The sequence below is a fragment of the Xenorhabdus siamensis genome, from assembly GCF_037996745.1.
GTDB classification, from domain to species: domain Bacteria; phylum Pseudomonadota; class Gammaproteobacteria; order Enterobacterales; family Enterobacteriaceae; genus Xenorhabdus; species Xenorhabdus indica.
Genome location: NZ_JBBMXE010000005.1, coordinates 419,978 through 440,639, shown reverse-complemented (window position 1 = coordinate 440,639; position 20,662 = coordinate 419,978). Strand labels below are relative to the sequence as shown.

At 46.0% G+C, this 20,662-nt stretch carries 16 protein-coding genes and 1 pseudogene; all 17 read right to left on the bottom strand.

Annotated elements, in window-relative coordinates; all coding sequences use genetic code 11:
• Positions 1-79 precede the first annotated feature (79 nt).
• The 17 genes and pseudogenes from rpoC to fkpA all read right to left on the bottom strand — a co-directional run bounded on the left by rpoC (position 80) and on the right by fkpA (position 20,340).
• Positions 80-4,303, bottom strand: coding sequence for a DNA-directed RNA polymerase subunit beta' (gene rpoC, locus AAC852_RS05855; protein ID WP_340620204.1), 4,224 nt, complete (start codon positions 4,301-4,303; stop codon positions 80-82).
• A gap of 129 nt (positions 4,304-4,432) precedes the next feature.
• The gene (rpoB, locus tag AAC852_RS05850; protein WP_340620203.1) at positions 4,433-8,461 is read right to left on the bottom strand and encodes a DNA-directed RNA polymerase subunit beta; all 4,029 of its coding nucleotides are present in this window, start codon (positions 8,459-8,461) and stop codon (positions 4,433-4,435) included.
• Positions 8,462-8,883: 422 nt separating this feature from the next.
• On the bottom strand, positions 8,884-9,249 hold the full coding sequence (gene rplL, locus AAC852_RS05845; RefSeq protein WP_340620202.1) for a 50S ribosomal protein L7/L12: 366 nt from the start codon (positions 9,247-9,249) through the stop codon (positions 8,884-8,886).
• Positions 9,250-9,312: 63 nt separating this feature from the next.
• A complete protein-coding gene (gene rplJ / locus AAC852_RS05840) occupies positions 9,313-9,810 on the bottom strand; it encodes a 50S ribosomal protein L10 (protein WP_340620201.1) in 498 nt (165 codons plus the stop codon).
• Between the two features lie 354 nt (positions 9,811-10,164).
• Positions 10,165-10,720 (bottom strand): annotated as a pseudogene (gene rplA / locus AAC852_RS05835) (50S ribosomal protein L1).
• Positions 10,721-10,819: 99 nt separating this feature from the next.
• The gene (gene rplK, locus AAC852_RS05830; protein ID WP_047684958.1) at positions 10,820-11,248 is read right to left on the bottom strand and encodes a 50S ribosomal protein L11; all 429 of its coding nucleotides are present in this window, start codon (positions 11,246-11,248) and stop codon (positions 10,820-10,822) included.
• Between the two features lie 213 nt (positions 11,249-11,461).
• The gene (nusG, locus tag AAC852_RS05825; RefSeq protein ID WP_038260749.1) at positions 11,462-12,007 is read right to left on the bottom strand and encodes a transcription termination/antitermination protein NusG; all 546 of its coding nucleotides are present in this window, start codon (positions 12,005-12,007) and stop codon (positions 11,462-11,464) included.
• Between the two features lie 2 nt (positions 12,008-12,009).
• The gene (secE, locus tag AAC852_RS05820) at positions 12,010-12,393 is read right to left on the bottom strand and encodes a preprotein translocase subunit SecE (RefSeq protein ID WP_038260752.1); all 384 of its coding nucleotides are present in this window, start codon (positions 12,391-12,393) and stop codon (positions 12,010-12,012) included.
• A gap of 361 nt (positions 12,394-12,754) precedes the next feature.
• Positions 12,755-13,939, bottom strand: a complete 1,185-nt coding sequence (gene tuf / locus AAC852_RS05815) for an elongation factor Tu (protein ID WP_340620200.1) — start codon at positions 13,937-13,939, stop codon at positions 12,755-12,757.
• A gap of 71 nt (positions 13,940-14,010) precedes the next feature.
• Positions 14,011-16,119: an elongation factor G gene (gene fusA / locus AAC852_RS05810; protein ID WP_047680824.1), complete on the bottom strand. Its 2,109-nt coding sequence runs from the start codon at positions 16,117-16,119 to the stop codon at positions 14,011-14,013.
• A gap of 94 nt (positions 16,120-16,213) precedes the next feature.
• Positions 16,214-16,684: a 30S ribosomal protein S7 gene (gene rpsG, locus AAC852_RS05805; RefSeq protein ID WP_038269448.1), complete on the bottom strand. Its 471-nt coding sequence runs from the start codon at positions 16,682-16,684 to the stop codon at positions 16,214-16,216.
• A 98-nt stretch (positions 16,685-16,782) separates the two neighbouring features.
• On the bottom strand, positions 16,783-17,157 hold the full coding sequence (gene rpsL, locus AAC852_RS05800; protein WP_038269449.1) for a 30S ribosomal protein S12: 375 nt from the start codon (positions 17,155-17,157) through the stop codon (positions 16,783-16,785).
• 217 nt (positions 17,158-17,374) lie between these two features.
• Positions 17,375-17,662, bottom strand: a complete 288-nt coding sequence (gene tusB, locus AAC852_RS05795) for a sulfurtransferase complex subunit TusB (protein ID WP_340620199.1) — start codon at positions 17,660-17,662, stop codon at positions 17,375-17,377.
• Positions 17,663-17,681: 19 nt separating this feature from the next.
• Positions 17,682-18,041 carry a sulfurtransferase complex subunit TusC gene (gene tusC / locus AAC852_RS05790; protein ID WP_340620198.1) on the bottom strand — a complete coding sequence of 120 codons (360 nt, stop codon included), beginning with the start codon at positions 18,039-18,041 and terminating at the stop codon, positions 17,682-17,684.
• 31 nt (positions 18,042-18,072) lie between these two features.
• Positions 18,073-18,468 (bottom strand): sulfurtransferase complex subunit TusD, encoded by a 396-nt coding sequence (gene tusD / locus AAC852_RS05785; protein ID WP_340620197.1) that lies wholly within the window; start codon positions 18,466-18,468, stop codon positions 18,073-18,075.
• Positions 18,468-19,205: a helix-turn-helix transcriptional regulator gene (locus AAC852_RS05780; RefSeq protein ID WP_340620196.1), complete on the bottom strand. Its 738-nt coding sequence runs from the start codon at positions 19,203-19,205 to the stop codon at positions 18,468-18,470. Before AAC852_RS05780 ends, tusD begins: the two co-directional genes overlap by 1 nt.
• A 370-nt stretch (positions 19,206-19,575) precedes the next feature.
• Positions 19,576-20,340 carry an FKBP-type peptidyl-prolyl cis-trans isomerase gene (gene fkpA / locus AAC852_RS05775; protein WP_340620195.1) on the bottom strand — a complete coding sequence of 255 codons (765 nt, stop codon included), beginning with the start codon at positions 20,338-20,340 and terminating at the stop codon, positions 19,576-19,578.
• Between the last annotated feature and the right edge of the window lie 322 nt (positions 20,341-20,662).

Here is a 20,662-nt window from a genome sequence, read left to right as displayed (position 1 = left end):
AAAAAATGCCCTCTACCAAGAGAGGGCATTTTACAATTAGCTATACTGATTAAGTATACTATTATTCATCATCACGAGCTTACTCGTTATTGCTGCTACCGAAACCAGCATTCAACAATTCAGCAAGGTTCGCAGTGGCTTCGTCAACACTCACTTGTGGTGCTTCAACCACTTCATTTTCGTGACGACGACGCATACGATCCTGATGGTAAGCATAACCTGTACCCGCAGGGATCAGACGACCCACAATAACGTTCTCTTTCAGGCCACGCAGCTCATCACGCTTACCTGCAACAGCAGCTTCAGTCAGTACGCGGGTTGTTTCCTGGAACGACGCCGCAGAAATGAAGGATTCTGTTGCCAGTGACGCTTTGGTGATACCCAACAGATCACGGTGGAAAGTCGCAGAGACTTTGCCGTCCTGCTCCAGCTTACGGTTAGCAACTTTAACGCGTGCGTATTCAACCTGCTCGCCTTCAAGGAATTCAGAACTTCCCGCACTTGCAATAGTCACTTTACGCAGCATCTGACGAACGATAACTTCAATGTGTTTATCGTTAATCTTAACGCCTTGCAGACGGTAAACTTCCTGAACTTCGTTGGTGATGTAACGGGCAACAGCATGAACACCACGCAAACGCAGAATGTCATGTGGAGATTCTGGGCCATCGGAGATCACGTCACCACGTTCAACAACCTCACCTTCGAACACGTTGAGCTGACGCCATTTAGGGATCATCTCTTCGTAAGCATCACCACCATCCAATGGGCTGATTACCAGACGACGCTTACCTTTGGTTTCTTTACCGAAAGAAACGATACCGCTGATCTCTGCCAGGATAGCAGGCTCTTTCGGACGACGAGCTTCGAACAGGTCTGCAACGCGTGGCAGACCACCGGTGATATCTTTAGTACCGCCAGACTCCTGAGGAATACGCGCCAGCGTATCACCCGCAGAGATAGCCATGCCATCTTCCAACTGAACAATCGCTTTACCCGGCAGGAAGTACTGAGCAGGCATATCTGTACCTGGGATCAGAACATCGTTACCCTGAGCGTCAACGATTTTCAGTGCCGGACGCAGGTCTTTACCACTACCGGTACGCTCTGCACTATCCAGAACTACCAGTGATGATAGGCCAGTCAGTTCGTCCGTCTGGCGGGTGATGGTTTGACCATCAACCATGTCGTAGAACTGGATGATACCGGACACTTCACTTACGACTGGCATGGTGTGTGGATCCCAGTTCGCAACAGTTTCACCGCCGGTTACTGCTTCACCATCACCTTTAGCCAATACTGCGCCGTAAGGTACTTTATAGCTTTCTTTCGTACGACCGAAGCCGTCAATCAGGCGTAATTCGGTATTACGGGAAGTAATAACCAGTTTGCCCGCAGAGTTAGTAACAAATTTTGCGTTAGTCAGTTTAAGCTGACCTTTGTTACGTACCTGAATGCTGGATTCTGCTGCCGCACGAGATGCCGCACCACCGATATGGAACGTACGCATCGTCAACTGTGTACCTGGTTCACCGATTGACTGTGCCGCGATAACACCAACTGCTTCACCTTTGTTGATGATATGTCCACGAGCAAGGTCACGCCCGTAACATTTCGCACAAACACCGAAGTCAGTTTCACAACTCACGACGGAACGTACTTTCACGCTGTCAACGGAGTTTTCTTCTAACAGGTCACACCATTTTTCGTTCAGCAGTGTATTACGTGGAACCAGAATGTCCGCTGAACCTGGTTTCAGAACGTCTTCAGCAGTTACACGGCCCAGAACACGCTCACGCAGAGGTTCTTTAACATCACCACCCTCGATAACCGGGGTCATCAGAATACCGTCGTGAGTACCACAGTCATCTTCAGTGACAACCAGGTCCTGAGCAACGTCAACCAGACGACGTGTTAAGTAACCGGAGTTCGCAGTCTTCAATGCGGTATCCGCAAGACCTTTACGAGCACCGTGAGTTGAGATGAAGTACTGGAGTACGTTCAGACCTTCACGGAAGTTCGCAGTGATTGGGGTCTCGATGATGGAACCATCTGGCGTTGCCATCAGACCACGCATACCCGCCAACTGACGGATCTGAGCCGCAGAACCACGAGCACCGGAGTCGGCCATCATAAAGATGTTATTGAAAGAAACCTGCTGTTCTTCTTCGCCATTACGGTTAATAACAGTTTCAGAAGAGAGGTTTTCCATCATCGCCTTAGCAACACGCTCATTCGCCGCAGCCCAGATATCGATAACCTTGTTATAACGTTCGCCCGCAGTTACCAGACCTGACTGGAACTGTTCCTGAATTTCGGCAACTTCTGCTTCTGCTTCTGCAATGATGCCTTCTTTCTTCTCAGGAATAACCATGTCATCAATACCTACGGATACCCCTGAACGGGCAGCGTAAGCAAAACCGGTATACATGGTCTGGTCAGCCAAAATAACGGTTGGTTTCAAGCCCAGTACGCGGTAACAGGTATTCAGCATCTTAGAGATAGCTTTTTTACCCAGTGGCTGGTTAATCAATGAATATGGCAAACCTTTTGGTACGATCATCCACAGGATGGCACGACCAATGGTCGTATCAACTAATCCTGTATTGACAGTGACATTACCTTCACCATCTTTCACTTCTTCAGTGATACGAACTTTGACACGGGCATGCAGAGAAGCCAGACCTGCGCGGTATACGCGTTCGGCTTCTTTAGGGCCGGTCAAAACCATGCCTTCGCCTTTTGCGTTAACACAGTCACGAGTCATGTAGTACAGACCCAATACAACGTCCTGAGATGGAACAATAATTGGCTCACCACTCGCTGGAGACAGGATGTTGTTGGTAGACATCATCAGCGCACGCGCTTCCAACTGAGCTTCCAGTGTCAATGGTACGTGAACAGCCATCTGGTCACCGTCGAAGTCGGCGTTATATGCCGCACACACCAGTGGGTGCAACTGGATTGCTTTACCTTCGATCAGAACTGGTTCGAATGCCTGAATACCCAGACGGTGAAGGGTTGGTGCACGGTTTAACAGAACCGGGTGCTCACGGATAACCTCATCAAGGATATCCCATACAACCGCTTCTTCGCGTTCAACCATCTTCTTGGCGGCTTTGATGGTAGTCGCCAAACCACGCAGTTCCAACTTACCGTAGATGAATGGTTTGAATAACTCCAGAGCCATCTTCTTAGGCAAACCACACTGATGCAGACGCAGGTATGGACCTACGGTAATGACAGAACGACCTGAGTAGTCAACACGTTTACCTAGCAGGTTCTGACGGAAACGACCTTGTTTACCCTTGATCATGTCTGCCAGGGATTTCAGAGGACGTTTATTGGAACCCGTAATCGCACGACCACGACGACCGTTGTCCAACAGCGCATCAACCGCTTCCTGCAACATACGTTTTTCATTACGTACGATGATGTCTGGCGCAGCCAGATCCAGCAGGCGTTTCAGACGGTTGTTACGGTTAATAACGCGACGATACAGATCGTTCAAATCTGAAGTTGCGAAACGGCCACCATCCAGTGGAACCAATGGACGCAGATCCGGTGGCAGAACTGGCAGAACGGTCAAAACCATCCACTCTGGCTTGTTGCCAGACTGAATAAAGGCTTCCAGCAGCTTAATGCGCTTGGTCAGCTTCTTGCGCTTAGTTTCAGAGTTGGTTTCGTTCAATTCTTCACGCAGGGTTTCACATTCGTTTTCCAGATCCATGTTTTTCAACAAAGATTGGATCGCTTCCGCGCCCATTTTGGCGTCGAATTCATCACCGAATTCTTCCAGTGCATCCAGATACTGTTCTTCAGTCAGGATCTGGCCGCGCTCAAGGCTGGTCATGCCACCTTCAACAACTACATAGGATTCGAAGTATAATACGCGTTCAATATCGCGCAGCGGCATATCCAGCAGCAAACCGATACGGGATGGCAGAGATTTCAGGAACCAAATGTGAGCGGTTGGAGATGCCAGTTCGATGTGACCCATACGTTCACGACGAACTTTAGTCTGAGTAACCTCAACACCACACTTCTCACAAATCACACCACGGTGTTTCAAGCGCTTGTATTTACCACACAAGCATTCGTAATCTTTTACCGGCCCGAAAATACGAGCACAGAAAAGGCCGTCACGCTCAGGTTTGAACGTACGGTAGTTAATGGTTTCCGGCTTTTTTACTTCCCCGAATGACCACGAACGGATCATATCTGGAGAGGCCAGAGCAATTTTGATCGCATCAAACTCTTCGGTCTTGGTTTGCGCTTTCAGAAACTTCAATAAGTCTTTCACGAAATGGCTCCTGTCGGAGTTAGACCTGTTAGGTGAGTGGCCCATGCCACTCCCCCCTATGACCAGTGTAACCACTGGCTGGCAAACTGCCCAACATCCTCATGCCGGACAGCGCCAGCGGAAAACAATTTATTCGTCTTCCAGCTCGATGTTGATACCCAAGGAACGGATCTCTTTCAGCAATACGTTGAAAGATTCCGGCATACCTGGTTCCATCTGGTGGTTACCATCCACGATGTTTTTATACATCTTGGTACGACCGTTAACATCATCGGATTTAACGGTAAGCATTTCTTGCAGAGTATATGCGGCACCGTATGCTTCCAGTGCCCATACTTCCATCTCCCCGAAACGCTGACCACCGAACTGTGCCTTACCACCCAACGGCTGCTGAGTAACCAGACTATAAGAACCAGTAGAACGAGCATGCATCTTGTCATCAACTAAGTGGTTCAATTTCAGCATGTACATGTAACCAACAGTTACCTGACGCTCAAATTGCTCACCAGTACGGCCATCAAACAGGGTAATCTGACCGGAGGTCGGCAAACCACCCAATTTCAATAGCTCTTTGATTTCAGTCTCTTTCGCACCGTCGAAGACTGGAGTTGCGATTGGCATACCTTTTTTCAGGTTTTCAGCCAAACGCATCACTTCGTCGTCAGTGAAAGTGTTCAAATCAACTTTCTGACGAGTGTCATCACCCAGATCATAAGCTTTCTGGATAAATTCACGTAGCTTGGCAACTTCTTGCTGCTGTTTCAGCATTGCATTGATTTTGTCACCAATGCCTTTCGCCGCCATACCTAAGTGGGTTTCCAGAATCTGACCGATGTTCATACGTGATGGTACGCCCAACGGGTTCAGTACGATATCAACCGGAGTACCGTTTTCATCGTAAGGCATGTCTTCGATTGGGTTAATCTTTGAGATTACACCCTTGTTACCGTGACGACCTGCCATCTTGTCACCAGGTTGGATCTGACGTTTCACGGCCAGATAAACTTTGACAATTTTCAACACGCCTGGTGCCAAATCATCACCCTGAGTGATTTTACGGCGCTTAGCATCCAGCTTTTTCTCAAACTCAGCTTTCAGCTCGTCATACTGTTCTGCCAACTGCTCAAGCTGATTTTGTTTATCTTCATCAGCCAGACCCAGTTCTAACCAGCGCTCACGTGGCAGTTTGTCTAATTTCTCCGCTTCAATACCACCGACAATCAGTACATTGCGAATACGAGCAAACAGGCCAGCTTCGAAAATTTGCAGTTCTTCAGTCAGATCTTTTTTCGCCTGACGTAACTGCATCTCTTCGATTTCCAGCGCACGCTTGTCTTTTTCTACACCATCACGGGTAAAGACCTGTACGTCGATAACAGTACCGGAAACACCGTTCGGTACGCGCAGTGAGGAATCTTTAACGTCAGATGCTTTCTCACCAAAGATCGCACGCAACAGTTTTTCTTCTGGCGTTAACTGCGTTTCACCTTTCGGTGTCACTTTACCCACCAGAATGTCGCCACCTTTCACTTCCGCACCGATATAAACGATACCGGATTCGTCCAGTTTAGACAGGGCTGCCTCACCCACGTTGGGGATGTCAGCGGTGATCTCTTCAGGCCCCAGTTTGGTATCACGGGATACACAAGCCAGTTCTTGAATATGAATAGTGGTGAAACGGTCCTCCTGAACTACACGTTCAGATACAAGGATGGAGTCCTCGAAGTTATAACCATTCCATGGCATGAACGCCACGCGCATGTTCTGACCCAGTGCCAGTTCACCCAAGTCAGTGGATGGACCATCAGCCAGAACGTCACCACGTTCTACGTGTTCACCCAGAGATACACATGGCATCTGGTTGATACAAGTGTTCTGGTTAGAACGGGTATATTTAGTCAAGTTATAGATATCAATGCCCGCTTCACCTGCGTACATTTCATCTTCGTTAACCTTAATCACGATACGGGATGCGTCAACGTACTGAACCACACCACCACGTTTAGCAACGGAGGTTACACCGGAGTCAACCGCTACTGCACGCTCCATACCTGTTCCAACCAGCGGTTTATCTGCACGCAGAGTTGGAACTGCCTGACGTTGCATGTTTGCACCCATCAATGCACGGTTGGCGTCATCGTGTTCAAGGAATGGGATCAAGGAAGCACCGACGGACACGATCTGCTGTGTCGAAACGTCCATGTACTGAACTTGATCACGGTTAAATAAGCTGGATTCGTCATAGTGACGACAAGTTACCAGTTCTTCAATGAAGTGGCCTTCTTCGTCCAATGCGGAGTTAGCCTGCGCAATGACGTAATTACCCTCTTCAATGGCTGAAAGGTAGTGAATCTCATCGGTTACTACACCGTCGCGCACTAAACGGTAAGGGGTTTCAAGGAAACCATATTCGTTAGTACGTGCATAAACAGACAGTGAGTTAATCAGCCCGATGTTCGGGCCTTCAGGCGTTTCGATTGGACATACACGACCATAGTGAGTCGGGTGTACGTCTCGAACTTCAAAGCCTGCGCGTTCACGGGTCAGACCACCTGGGCCCAAAGCAGAAATACGACGTTTATGGGTGATTTCAGATAGTGGGTTGTTCTGGTCCATAAATTGGGACAACTGACTGGAACCAAAGAACTCTTTCACTGCCGCAGAAATTGGCTTGGCGTTGATCATGTCTTGTGGCATCAGGGTATCCAAATCACCCAGAGACAAGCGCTCTTTCACCGCACGTTCTACACGTACCAGACCAACACGGAACTGGTTTTCAGCCATTTCACCAACGGAACGAATACGACGGTTACCCAAGTGGTCAATATCATCCACTTCGCCTTTACCGTTACGGATATCGATAAGCTTCTTCATGACATCAATGATGTCGTCTTTGCTCAGGATACCGGAACCTTCAACCTCTTCGCGATCCAGGGAACGATTGAACTTCATACGGCCAACAGCAGACAGATCATAACGATCTTCAGAGAAGAACAGGTTCTCAAATAAGTTTTCTGCTGCTTCGCGGGTTGGTGGTTCACCCGGACGCATCATGCGGTAAATTTCAACCAGTGCGCTTAAACGATCGTTGGTTGGATCAATACGCAGAGTTTCGGAGATGTATGCACCGTGGTCCAAGTCGTTGGTAAACAGAGTTTCAATAGATTTATGACCAGATTGGCTCAAACGCGCCAGCAGATCCAAAGAGAGTTCCATGTTAGCAGCACAGATAATTTCACCTGTGTTCTGATCAATGTAATCTCTTGCAACAACTTTACCCGCGATATATTCGACAGGCACCTCAATACGGTCTATCTGATCTTTTTCTAACTGACGAATATGACGAGCAGTGATACGACGGCCTTTTTCAACATAAACTTTGCCGTTCGCTTCAATATCAAATGAAGCAGTCTCACCACGCAGACGTTCTGGTACTAAAGTCATCTGCAACTTGTTGTCGCGGATTTCGAAAATAGTTTTGTCGAAGAACAGGTTCAGAATGTCTTCAGTGGTGTAATCCATCGCGCGCAGAATAATTGAAGCCGGCAATTTACGACGGCGGTCAATACGCACAAACAAGTTATCTTTAGGATCGAATTCGAAATCCAGCCATGAACCACGGTAAGGAATGATACGTGCATTATACAGCACCTTACCGGATGAATGGGTTTTACCCTTATCGCTGTCAAAGAAAACGCCTGGGCTACGATGCAACTGAGATACGATTACGCGCTCAGTACCGTTGATAACGAAAGTTCCGTTATCAGTCATGAGTGGAATTTCACCCATGTAGACTTCTTGTTCTTTGATGTCTTTAACTGTGCCTTCTGGCGCTTCACGCTCATAGATCACCAGACGCAGTTTAACGCGCAGTGGAGCAGAATAAGTCACGCCACGGATCTGACATTCTTGAACATCAAAAACAGGTTCGCCAAGACGGTAGCTTACATATTGCAGCTCAGAACTGCCGCTGTAACTCTGAATTGGGAACACAGAACGGAAGGCCGCTTCCAGTCCATTCTGGCCTTCAGGATCTTGCTCGATAAACTTCTGGAACGAGTCAAGTTGGATAGAAAGAAGGTATGGAACATCCAAAACTTGTGGACGTTTACCAAAATCCTTACGAATACGTTTTTTCTCGGTATAGGAGTAAACCATAGGGTTCCTCAGCTCGCTGATAAGTGACCCACTCTGTCCGCCCTTAAGGACAGCACTCTGCAACACTATTTTTTCGAACAGAAAATAGATTATTTTCCGTAATACTCATTACTATTACTCTTAAATCATTTCATTGCGTTACTTACTACCGAGCTACCCGAGTGGATCGTAGCTGAGAACGCAGTATATTAAGTCGTCAATAGGAAGGAGTATTCTGGGCTCATTAGCAGCCAAACAGTGTGAAATGCTACTAACTCCCTGCGTTGTGCTCTATAGAGCATATGCCTTATAAAACTCCAAAATGACTTTATAAAACAATGATATTATAAAACAATAAGGTGCTCTACAGCGCAAAAAGGCTGGCGATTAAAAAATCGCCAGCCGCCAGCCTTAATAATCAGGCTGCGAACTTCAAACTGATCTTACTTGATCTCAACAGAAGCACCTGCTTCTTCCAGAGATTTTTTCAGAGCTTCAGCGTCTTCTTTGCTGATGCCTTCTTTCAGTGCTGCTGGAGCGCTTTCAACCAGGTCTTTAGCTTCTTTCAGACCCAGGCCAGTTGCACCACGTACTGCTTTGATTACAGCAACTTTGTTAGCACCAGCGCCAGTCAGGATTACGTCGAATTCAGTTTTCTCTTCAACTGCTTCAGCAGCACCACTAACTACAGCAACAGCCGCAGCAGCAGAAACGCCGAATTTTTCTTCCATCATGCTGATCAGTTCAACAACGTCCATTACAGACATTTCTGCAACTGCGTCCAGAATTTGTTCTTTAGTGATAGACATAACAAGTGTTCCTAAAATTCAGAAAAAATTTATACGTTAAAAAGCAACGAAGGAAATAAGCAATTAAGCAGCTTCTTTCTGATCGCGTAGCGCAGCCAAGGTGCGAACCAGTTTGCCTGCAGCGGCTTCTTTCATGGTTGACATCAGGCGTGCGATTGCTTCTTCGTAAGTTGGGAGTGTTGCCAGACGATCGATGTTGCTCGCTGGGATAAACTCACCTTCAAAGGCTGCTGCTTTAATCTCGAATGCTGGGTTCGCTTTCGCGAAATCTTTGAACAGACGAGCAGCGGCGCCCGGATGTTCGTTAGAAAAAGCAATCAAGGTTGGACCAACAAACGCTTCTTTCAGGCACTCATACTCAGTACCTTCAACAGCACGGCGCATCAGAGTGTTACGAACAACACGCATGTAAACGCCGGCTTCGCGACCTGCTTTACGCAGTTCAGTCATTTTATCTACGGTAACGCCGCGAGAATCCGCAACAACCGCAGACAGCGCGCCTTTGGCTACTTCGCTGACTTCAGCAACAATCGCTTGTTTGTCTTGAAGATTTAGTGCCATTAGCTTCTTGCTCCTGGATTAACCGGGCAAACCCGGGACTCACTTCACTCAGAGCACGAAATGTGCCTGAGCGCTGAAACACGGTGAGCAGAATCCAGAAAATAAATTTCCTTTGGCTCTGTCACCGTCTACGCAGGATATTAAGTAATTACTTACGCCTGCGGTCTTGGACGGGGCTTGGATTAGGCCAAGCTCCAACCGAAAACTGTGATTTGCTCTGATACATTTTATGTATCAATTATTATCAATTGTTATACATCTGTTCAGGCAAATTCGAAGCGTCAGATTTTAGACAAATCTGACGCCAAGGTAAAGCGTTATTCGCTTTTAGCTTAAATTATTAAGCTGCGGTGTTCAGACCAGACTGGTCGATTGGCTAACTTTCTTGATGTAAACGCCTTTAGCAGAAGATGGCTTAGCTTTTTTCAGCGCAACCAACAGAGCTTCTAGGTTTTCTTTCAGTTTGTCAGCGTCAAAGTCAACTTTACCGATGGTGGTATGGATAATACCGTTTTTATCGTTACGGTAACGAACCTGACCTGCTTTAGCGTTTTGTACCGCTTCAGCAACGTTAGGAGTTACAGTACCAACTTTCGGGTTTGGCATCAGGCCACGTGGCCCCAAAATTTGGCCTAATTGGCCAACAACGCGCATTGCATCTGGAGATGCGATAACTACGTCGAAATCCATCTCGCCTTTCTTAACCAGTTCAGCCAGATCTTCCATACCTACCAGTTCAGCGCCAGCAGCTTTAGCTTCTGCGTTTGCGCCCTGAGTAAATACAGCAACACGTACTGAACGTACCGTGTGGCAGTACAGTTGCACCACGAACGTTCTGATCAGATTTACGCGCATCGATGCCAAGATTAACAGCGACGTCAACGCTTTCTACGAATTTAGCAGTAGCCAATTCTTTTAACAGAGCAACGGCTTCATTGATGTCATATTGTTTAGTTGCATCAACTTTTTCACGAATAGTGCGCATGCGCTTGGTCAGTTTAGCCATTGATTAACCCTCCACTACCAGGCCCATGGAACGAGCAGTACCTTCGATTGAACGCATCATTGCGTCAACGTCAGCACCAGTCATGTCCGCAGCTTTAGTTTCAGCAATTTCACGAATCTGAGCGCTGGTTACTTTACCAACTTTGTCTTTGTTCGGCTTGCCAGAACCAGATTTGATGCCTGCTGCTTTCTTCAGCAGAACAGCCGCTGGTGGGGTTTTAGTAACGAAAGTGAAAGAACGGTCTGCGTAAACAGTGATAACAACTGGAATTGGCAGGCCTTTTTCAATACTTTCAGTTTTAGCATTGAATGCTTTACAGAATTCCATGATGTTAACACCTTGCTGACCCAAAGCTGGACCAACTGGTGGGCTTGGGTTAGCCATACCTGCTGCAACTTGCAGCTTAACGTAGGCTTGTACTTTCTTAGCCATCTATATTTTTCCTCTATATGGGTGTTATCGCCTCCAGAAAGAGGCTCCCCTAACGATTCAGGCCTCGTCTAATAATCTAATATAAGACCAGACCACAAAAAAAGTGATGTTTGTTACCAGACTTAGTTGCTTATCTAGATAAAAACAAAAGGCGCGAAATTGTATGTTAATTTCACACCCTTTGCAAGCCAATTCGCTTAATTAAGCATCAGATCAAACTTTTTCGACCTGACTGAAATCTAGCTCAACTGGCGTGGCACGACCAAAAATAGAAACCGAAACTTTCAAACGGCTCTTCTCGTAATCGACTTCTTCCACTACGCCATTGAAGTCCGCAAATGGACCATCGCTGACACGAACCATTTCGCCTGGTTCGAACAAAGTTTTTGGACGTGGTTTATCACCAACCTGCTGAAGGCGATTCATAATCGCATCGACTTCTTTATCACTAATTGGTGCCGGGCGGTCAGATGTACCACCGATAAAGCCCATTACGCGTGGTACACTGCGAACTAGATGCCAGGTTGCATCGTTCATTACCATTTGTACCAAGACATAGCCAGGGAAGAACTTACGCTCACTTTTACGACGCTGGCCACTACGGATCTCAACAACTTCTTCTGTCGGCACCATCACTTCGCCGAAAGAATCTTCCATATCATGCAATTTGATATGCTCACGCAGAGATTGAGCCACACGACCTTCAAACCCAGAAAATGCCTGTATGACATACCAACGCTTTTTTGGGGATTCAGACATTCTTAAAACCTCAGGCCTGTAATAAATGAAACTAAACGCACCAGAATACCATCCAGCCCCCACAAAATAAGAGACATGACAGCCGTCACTGCCGCAACAATCAGTGTTGTATGCAGAGCTTCCTGGCGTGTTGGCCAAATGACTTTACGCATTTCAACGCGGGATTCACGGGCAAATGCTAATGCAGCTTTACCTTTCGCAGTCCACAATGCAACTGCTCCTGCAAGGGCAACAATAGCAACAACGGCTATCGCGCGCAGAGGCAGGTTATACTCCCGGTAATAGTAATTACCCACAATAGCAACCACCAGCAGCACTGCCACCAATAGCCATTTTGCTATATCAAGACCACGCCCGCTTTCTTGAGCATTGCTATTCGCACTCATAAACCAACCTGTAACTATATGTAAGTAACTATGATGTAAATAGATAGCCAGCTTGCCTCGCAAGAGCAAAACAAATCAGACCGAACCCAAAGATAATTGTAATTGTATCTGACTCGGTGCCATAATTCAGCAGGACTTTTTGTATCTGTTTTCTTGAAAACTATTTTTTGGAAAGAATTCTTAAAAGCCGAGCGATACCAAAGCCTATCCGTTGTATCAGAGCCTATCTCACCAATAATTCAATACAACTATTCAGTCAGCGTACCCATCAGTCAACTATTGATGAGATAGGTTCTTCTTAAAACAACGTATAAAAAGGGCATCTGTCGATGCCCCTTCCAAAATGAACACATTAAAAAGATTATGCGATCACTTTAGCAACAACACCAGCACCTACAGTACGGCCACCCTCACGGATTGCGAAACGCAGACCTTCGTCCATGGCGATTGGCGCAATCAGGGTCACTTTCATGTTGATGTTGTCACCTGGCATTACCATCTCTACGCCTTCTGGCAGTTCGATAGTACCGGTTACGTCAGTGGTACGGAAGTAGAACTGTGGACGGTAACCTTTGAAGAATGGAGTATGACGGCCACCTTCATCTTTGCTCAGGATGTACACTTCAGATTCGAACTGAGTGTGTGGGTGGATAGAACCTGGCTTCGCCAGAACCTGACCACGCTCAACGTCATCACGCTTAGTACCACGCAGCAGAACACCGACGTTCTCACCCGCACGGCCTTCGTCCAGCAATTTGCGGAACATTTCAACACCGGTACAAGTTGTTTTGGTGGTTTCTTTGATACCCACGATTTCAACTTCGTCACCCACTTTAACGATACCACGCTCAACACGGCCAGTAACTACGGTACCACGGCCTGAGATGGAGAACACGTCTTCGATTGGCAGCAGGAATGGCTTGTCAATGTCACGCTCTGGTTCTGGGATGTAAGAATCCAGTGCTTCAGCCAGTTCGATAATTTTCGCTTCCCACTCTGCGTCGCCTTCCAGCGCTTTCAGAGCAGAACCACGGATGATTGGAGTGTCATCGCCTGGGAAATCGTACTGAGACAGCAGCTCACGGACTTCCATTTCTACCAGTTCCAGCAGCTCTTCATCATCCACCATGTCACACTTGTTCAGGAACACGATGATGTATGGTACGCCTACCTGACGGCCCAGCAGGATGTGCTCACGAGTCTGTGGCATTGGGCCATCAGTTGCAGCTACAACCAGGATCGCGCCGTCCATCTGAGCAGCACCGGTGATCATGTTTTTCACGTAGTCGGCGTGGCCTGGGCAGTCAACGTGTGCGTAGTGGCGAGATGGGGTATCGTATTCTACGTGAGAAGTAGAGATGGTGATACCACGTGCTTTTTCTTCTGGTGCGTTATCGATCTGGTCGAATGCACGAGCGTGACCGCCGTAAGTTTTCGCCAAAACAGTAGTGATTGCAGCAGTCAGGGTAGTTTTACCGTGGTCAACGTGGCCGATAGTACCAACGTTAACGTGCGGTTTGGAACGTTCAAACTTTTCTTTAGACACGACTCTATTCCTTAATACCGCTCCCCCGTCATAAATGATGAGGGAGCTAAAAGATAGTAAACTCGAAAAAATTATCTAGATTTACGAGCTTCGATAATAGCCTGAGCGACGTTGCTCGGCGCTTCGTTGTACTTCAAGAACTCCATGGAGTAAGAAGCACGACCTTGGGTCTGAGAACGCAGGTCAGTAGCATAACCAAACATTTCAGACAATGGTACTTGAGCACGAACAATTTTGCCCGTAGCTACATCATCCATACCATCGATCATACCACGGCGACGGTTCAAGTCACCGATGACGTCACCCATGTAGTCTTCTGGTGTTTCCACTTCGACTTTCATGATAGGTTCCAGCAGAACTGGTTTCGCTTTCATGAAGCCTTCTTTAAATGCCATGGATGCAGCAATTTTAAAGGCGATTTCTGAGGAGTCAACGTCATGGTAAGAACCATCGAACAGGGCAACTTTAACGTCAACAATTGGGTAACCAGCCAGAACACCACTCTTTAGCTGTTCCTGAACGCCTTTATCGACGCCTGGGATGTATTCTTTAGGAACAACACCACCAACGATTTCGTTCGCGAATTCGTAACCAGCTCCACCAGCTTCCAGAGGTTCGATACGCAGCCATACATGACCGTACTGACCACGACCACCGGACTGTTTAGCGTGTTTACCTTCCTGCTCAACAGAAGCACGGATAGTTTCACGGTAAGCAACCTGAGGTTTGCCTACGTTCGCCTCAACGTTGAATTCACGACGCATACGGTCAACCAATACGTCGAGGTGAAGTTCACCCATACCGGCAATGATAGTCTGACCAGACTCTTCATCACTGCTCACGCGGAATGATGGGTCTTCCTGAGCCAGACGGCCTAAAGCGATACCCATTTTTTCTTGGTCAGCTTTAGTTTTTGGCTCGATAGCAACAGAGATAACTGGCTCTGGGAATTCCATGCGCTCCAGGATAATTGGCGCGTTCAGGTCACAGAGAGTATCACCTGTAGTAACATCTTTCAGACCGATAGCAGCTGCGATATCGCCTGCACGGACTTCTTTGATTTCTTCACGTTTGTTAGCGTGCATTTGAACGATACGGCCAAAACGTTCTTTTTTGTCTTTAACCGGGTTCAGTACGGTGTCACCAGAGTTAACAACACCAGAGTAAACACGGAAGAACGTCAGGTTACCCACGAATGGGTCGGTAGCGATTTTGAACGCCAGAGCAGAGAATGGCTCGTCATCGCTAGAATGACGTTCTGCTGGGGTATCTTTACCGTCTGGCAGCATACCTTTGATGGATTCAACATCAGTTGGTGCTGGCAGATATTCGACAACTGCATCCAACATTGCCTGAACACCTTTGTTCTTAAATGCAGAACCACAGGTAACCAAGATAATTTCGTTAGCCAGAACACGCTTACGCAGAGCTGCCTTAATTTCTTCTTCAGTCAGCTCTTCACCGCCCAGGTATTTATCCATCAGCTCTTCTGATGCTTCTGCTGCGGATTCAATCAGGTTCTGATGCCATTCCTGAGCCTGCTCAAGCATGTCAGCCGGGATATCTTCGTATTCGAAGGTAATACCCTGATCTTCGTCGTTCCAGTTGATTGCTTTCATTTTCAGCAAATCAACAACACCGGTGAAGGAATCTTCTGCACCGATTGCCAATTGCAGAGGAACAGGGTTAGCTGCCAGACGAGTTTTGATCTGCTCAACAACGCGCAGGAAGTTAGCGCCCATACGGTCCATTTTGTTAACGAACGCGATACGTGGAACGTTATATTTGTTCGCCTGACGCCATACAGTTTCAGACTGTGGCTGAACACCACCAACTGCACAGTAAACCATGACTGCACCGTCAAGAACACGCATAGAACGTTCTACTTCAATAGTGAAGTCAACGTGGCCTGGGGTGTCGATGATGTTGATACGGTGTGGCTCATATTGTTTAGCCATACCAGACCAGAATGCGGTAGTCGCAGCAGACGTGATGGTAATACCACGTTCTTGCTCCTGTTCCATCCAGTCCATAGTAGCAGCGCCATCATGAACTTCACCGATCTTATGGCTTACACCAGTGTAGAACAGAATACGTTCGGTGGTAGTAGTTTTACCCGCGTCAATGTGCGCGCTGATACCGATATTACGGTAACGAGTTATAGGGGTTTTACGAGCCATTTTTTCCTCTCTCGTGGGCGTTCAATATTAGAGAACGGGTAGCTAAGCAGCTACCCAGAACATATTCACTGCCGATGGTATATCAAAAAATGGATTACCAACGATAGTGTGCGAACGCCTTGTTAGCTTCTGCCATACGGTGAACGTCTTCACGTTTCTTAACAGCAGCGCCTTTGTTTTCAGCCGCATCAGATAATTCATTCGCCAGGCGCAGAGCCATCGACTTATCACCGCGTTTACGAGCAGCATCAACGATCCAACGCATTGCCAATGCATTACGACGGACCGGACGAACTTCAACTGGAACCTGGTAGGTAGAACCACCTACACGACGGGATTTAACTTCCACAGTCGGGCGCACATTATCCAGTGCCAGCTCGAATGCTTCCAGATGATCTTTACCAGAACGCTGAGCCAGGGTCTCAAGCGCACCATATACAATTGCTTCTGCGACAGACTTCTTACCGTCTACCATAAGGATATTTACAAATTTTGCCAGCAGTTCAGATCCGAACTTTGGATCTGGCAGAATTTTACGTTGACCAATTACACGACGACGTGGCATGGAAATACTCCGTTTCGAATTTCAGGGTTGTCCAAAACTCTACGAGTTTATTCTGACATTAAAGTAAAAAATGTTTGGCCTTACTTAACGGAGAACCATTAAGCCTTCGGCTTCTTCACACCGTACTTAGAACGACCTTGTTTACGGTCTTTAACACCGGAACAGTCCAGTGCACCGCGAACAGTGTGGTAACGCACACCTGGCAAGTCTTTAACACGACCGCCACGGATCAGGATTACGGAGTGTTCCTGCAGGTTGTGGCCTTCACCACCAATATAGGAAGTCACTTCGAAACCGTTAGTCAAACGAACACGGCATACTTTACGCAGTGCTGAGTTTGGTTTTTTTGGAGTAGTGGTATATACGCGAGTACATACACCACGTTTTTGCGGGCAAGCTTCCAGAGCAGGAACGTTGCTTTTCACAACTTTCGAGCTACGAGATTTGCGAACCAGCTGGTTAATAGTTGCCATTATTAAAAAAGCTCCTGGTTTTTTGCTTCGTAAACACGGATTTTACCCTCTGTCAGTCATGATGACAAAACGAGAGGACGCGGAATTTTATTGCTGACTTGACGAGGTGTCAAGAAATATACAGCCTTTCTATGGTCGGCGTCGTCAAAGAGTTAGCAAGTCATTTATTGCTGGCTGAATACTACAGGCAGTATCTTCGGACAAAATACAGAAATATCTACCAACTGAAACTTTGCTGATGTTTCACCGTTAAGCTAACAAAACCGTTGTAATTTACTACCTGTACACGATCTGAAACTTGATTAACAAGTCCTCGTGCATCCAAATCATCCTGCAAAGCATAGATACCGGCTCCTGTTCGGATCAACTCAGCTAAATAGCGATTACCATTCACACTGAGCAATACCCCATTCTGAATCAGCAGGACATCATCCACATCAGTGATCAAGCCAAGTATTGCATTGAAGTCATCCTGGTAAGGTGAGCGTCTAACAGTATATAACATGTTATCTCTCCAAAATAGATTAAAATTTCAACACAACATCATAGCCTGCTAACATTTGCCGAACGGTCACAGCGGAGAGAAACTCGGCCTCCAAAATAAAATCACTTTCCGGGCTAACTCCTCTAACCATCAGATCCTCAAGGCAAATATAATATTTATCAATATCATACAGAGATAAAATCTTAAATGCTGAAATGTAGTCACGTGACAGAATTTTATCCGGTTGCTGATTGGACAGTAGCTGGAATACTCCATCAGAAATAAAGAATACACCAATCTGCTCCGTCAATGCTGATGTTGCAAGTAGAGCATCCAGCCCTTCTCTGCCAGCAGAAGACCCGTGGGGAGCTTCAGTAAAAACGAAGGCGATTTTTTTCATTATTACCCTCAATATCCTTTTGCCTATACCCCTAAAACTGTACCATGCGATCACATAGCATCATGGCCTCAGCCAAAGAGCCAAGTCCACTGAGTTCAAACCCATTGGCCAAATTCGCAGCATCCAGATTCAGTTCATTTGCCTGTTGTTCATCTACAACACCGCGTCGCAACGCTGCCGCAACACAAATGGATAAATTAAACTGGTGCTGAGCAGCCAATGACTGCCAAGCTCTGACGAGATCAAATTCATCATTAGCAGGCGCTAGCAGCCGATTACCATTCTGAACGCCGTCACGATAAAAAAATATGCTATGCAGTTTATGGCCAGAAGCAATAAGCGCCTGAGCAAATTGATAGGCACTACTGGCTTGCTGAGTTCCATATGCTGGCCCGGTCACCAGAAGACAATAAGACAATGGCGACATTACTTCTCCGGACTTGTACATTCACCACTTTTAAACTGGCGAATATAAAGATATACCGTATGTTTGGAGATATTCAGGCGATCAGCAACCTGATTAATAGCATCTTTAATATCAAAAATACCTTTCTCATAAAGATTCAGGACAACCTGCCTGTTTTTCGCATTATTAGAAACATTGCGATCAGCATTGACCTCTTCAATAGTATATTCCAGAGTCTGTGCAACCAGATCGTCCACGGAAGAAGCAAAATTGACGTTTGAAGAGACTTCGTGAGTTTTTTCCGGAATAAAAGTCTGAATAATTTCAGAGAAAGGAACATCCAGATTCATATTAATACACAAAAGCCCGATCACTCGACGCTGACGATTACGAATCGCAATCGTAACAGATTTCATCAATGCGCCACTTTTCGCCCGTGTGAAATAGGCTCTGGAGACACTGGCATCTTCATCCGTCATATCGTGCAGCATCCGTAATGCCAGATCAGTGATGGGAGAACCAATTTTACGGCCCGTATGTTCGCCATTAGCTATTCTGACAGCTGAACATTTAAGGTCTTCCAGTGAATGAAGAACAATTTCACAATGCCCACCAATCAGCATAGCTAGGCCATCAACAGCAGCTTCATAAGACTTTAAAATTTCATGATCCGTTTCACTGAACGGTTGGTTTTCCAGTAAATCAATATCGCTGTTATCACCAGATATTTTATCACCGGACAATAGTGGGGTAGACATGTAATACACCATCCTTCAAGCTTAGACTTCACCTCACCAAAAGCATCAGAGTGAGATTTATTATAACCGCAATTTAACAGAAAACATTCCAAAAACGCTGTATTCTATCCAGAATAATGACGTTAAAACTACATTAAATTGCCGTCAAGACCTTGCTGAATAGACTGCCAGAGGTTATCACAGCGTTTATGTTCAATTGTACCTGATATATGAGAAAATTATTCTATTTAATATTGTGTAAAATAATAATTGGCAAAATTCATTCTCTATATTTACGTTTATTACTTACTAAATCGAAGTAAATATTGGTATAACAAAACAGGGACCTGATAGCCCCTGTTATAAAATCATGTATTAATTACGATGAAAATTATTTTGTTTTCGCGTTAGGTTTAATATCCAACAATTCAATTTCAAAGACTAAAGTTGAGTTAGCCGGAATTTCTTGCACGCCATTTTTGCCATAAGCCAACTCAGGTGGGATGACTAATTGCATTTTTCCACCTTTTTTCAGATGCTGAAGACCTTCTTTCCAGCCCTGAATCACTTTATCCAGAGGAATCGACAGAGGCTCTTTGCGTTCATAGGAGCTATCAAACACTTTTCCATCAATCAAACTACCTTTGTAATTCACAACTACGGTATCGCTTGTTGCAGGCGTTTTACCACTTCCTTCCCGCTCAATTTTATACAGAAGACCGGATTTCGTTTTTACAACTCCCGCTTCCTTAGCAAACTGCTCCCGGAACTTATCCCCTTTTTCACTATTTTCACTGGCTTCTTTCTCCAGCTTAGCCTGTAAAGACGTTCTGATTTTTGCATCAAACTCACTGAGGACTTGCTGAATTTCTGTGTCATTCAGTTTACTTTTGTTATTGACGGCATCTTCAAAACCAACCAAAAGCTGAGACTTGTCAATATTAATACCTAGCGCTTTCTGTTCGTCCAAAGATTTTTCCATATAATGACCTATGGAAGCTCCCAATGCATAAGAATCCTGCTGTTCTACTGTCTTAAAAGCCTTATTCAGTTTCACTTCATCACTGGTTTTTGTTTCTGCAGCCATTGTATACGGTGCACTGAAGGCCATTGCCAGTGTAGTTACCAGTAAGGTTGTTTTTAACAATGATTTCATCTTATTCTCCAATAAATTTGACTGAATTTGCCGTCAGCAAAAATCATGCAACCACATGTACTATAACTGCCTACGAAAACCAATAACAATATTTGCTATACGCCGCCCTGAAAAATATTGAAACAACCTTCAAGTAACTGATTGAACAAAAAGCTTTCCTGCTCTCCACTTTCTCTCCATTTTACTTTTCCCCTTCATCAAAAGAGTTAGACATTAAGGTTTGGCTATTAGGCTTTGGGCATGAGGCTTCAGGTATTATAGTATCGATTTAAATACAATAATCATTCCGTCGCGTAATGACCGTCGCGTAATGACATGATCA

What these genes read in the sequence shown, in the direction of transcription:
- rpoB (WP_340620203.1), bottom strand. Translation starts at nt 8,461, where the DNA reads ATGGTTTACTCCTATACCGAGAAAAAACGTATTCGTAAGGATTTTGGT.
- rplL (WP_340620202.1), bottom strand. Translation starts at nt 9,249, where the DNA reads ATGTCTATCACTAAAGAACAAATTCTGGACGCAGTTGCAGAAATGTCT.
- rplJ (WP_340620201.1), bottom strand. Translation starts at nt 9,810, where the DNA reads ATGGCACTAAATCTTCAAGACAAACAAGCGATTGTTGCTGAAGTCAGC.
- rplK (WP_047684958.1), bottom strand. Translation starts at nt 11,248, where the DNA reads ATGGCTAAGAAAGTACAAGCCTACGTTAAGCTGCAAGTTGCAGCAGGT.
- nusG (WP_038260749.1), bottom strand. Translation starts at nt 12,007, where the DNA reads ATGTCTGAATCCCCAAAAAAGCGTTGGTATGTCATACAGGCATTTTCT.
- secE (WP_038260752.1), bottom strand. Translation starts at nt 12,393, where the DNA reads ATGAGTGCGAATAGCAATGCTCAAGAAAGCGGGCGTGGTCTTGATATA.
- fusA (WP_047680824.1), bottom strand. Translation starts at nt 16,119, where the DNA reads ATGGCTCGTAAAACCCCTATAACTCGTTACCGTAATATCGGTATCAGC.
- rpsG (WP_038269448.1), bottom strand. Translation starts at nt 16,684, where the DNA reads ATGCCACGTCGTCGTGTAATTGGTCAACGTAAAATTCTGCCAGATCCA.
- rpsL (WP_038269449.1), bottom strand. Translation starts at nt 17,157, where the DNA reads ATGGCAACTATTAACCAGCTGGTTCGCAAATCTCGTAGCTCGAAAGTT.
- tusB (WP_340620199.1), bottom strand. Translation starts at nt 17,662, where the DNA reads ATGTTATATACTGTTAGACGCTCACCTTACCAGGATGACTTCAATGCA.
- tusC (WP_340620198.1), bottom strand. Translation starts at nt 18,041, where the DNA reads ATGAAAAAAATCGCCTTCGTTTTTACTGAAGCTCCCCACGGGTCTTCT.
- tusD (WP_340620197.1), bottom strand. Translation starts at nt 18,468, where the DNA reads ATGTCGCCATTGTCTTATTGTCTTCTGGTGACCGGGCCAGCATATGGA.
- AAC852_RS05780 (WP_340620196.1), bottom strand. Translation starts at nt 19,205, where the DNA reads ATGTCTACCCCACTATTGTCCGGTGATAAAATATCTGGTGATAACAGC.
- fkpA (WP_340620195.1), bottom strand. Translation starts at nt 20,340, where the DNA reads ATGAAATCATTGTTAAAAACAACCTTACTGGTAACTACACTGGCAATG.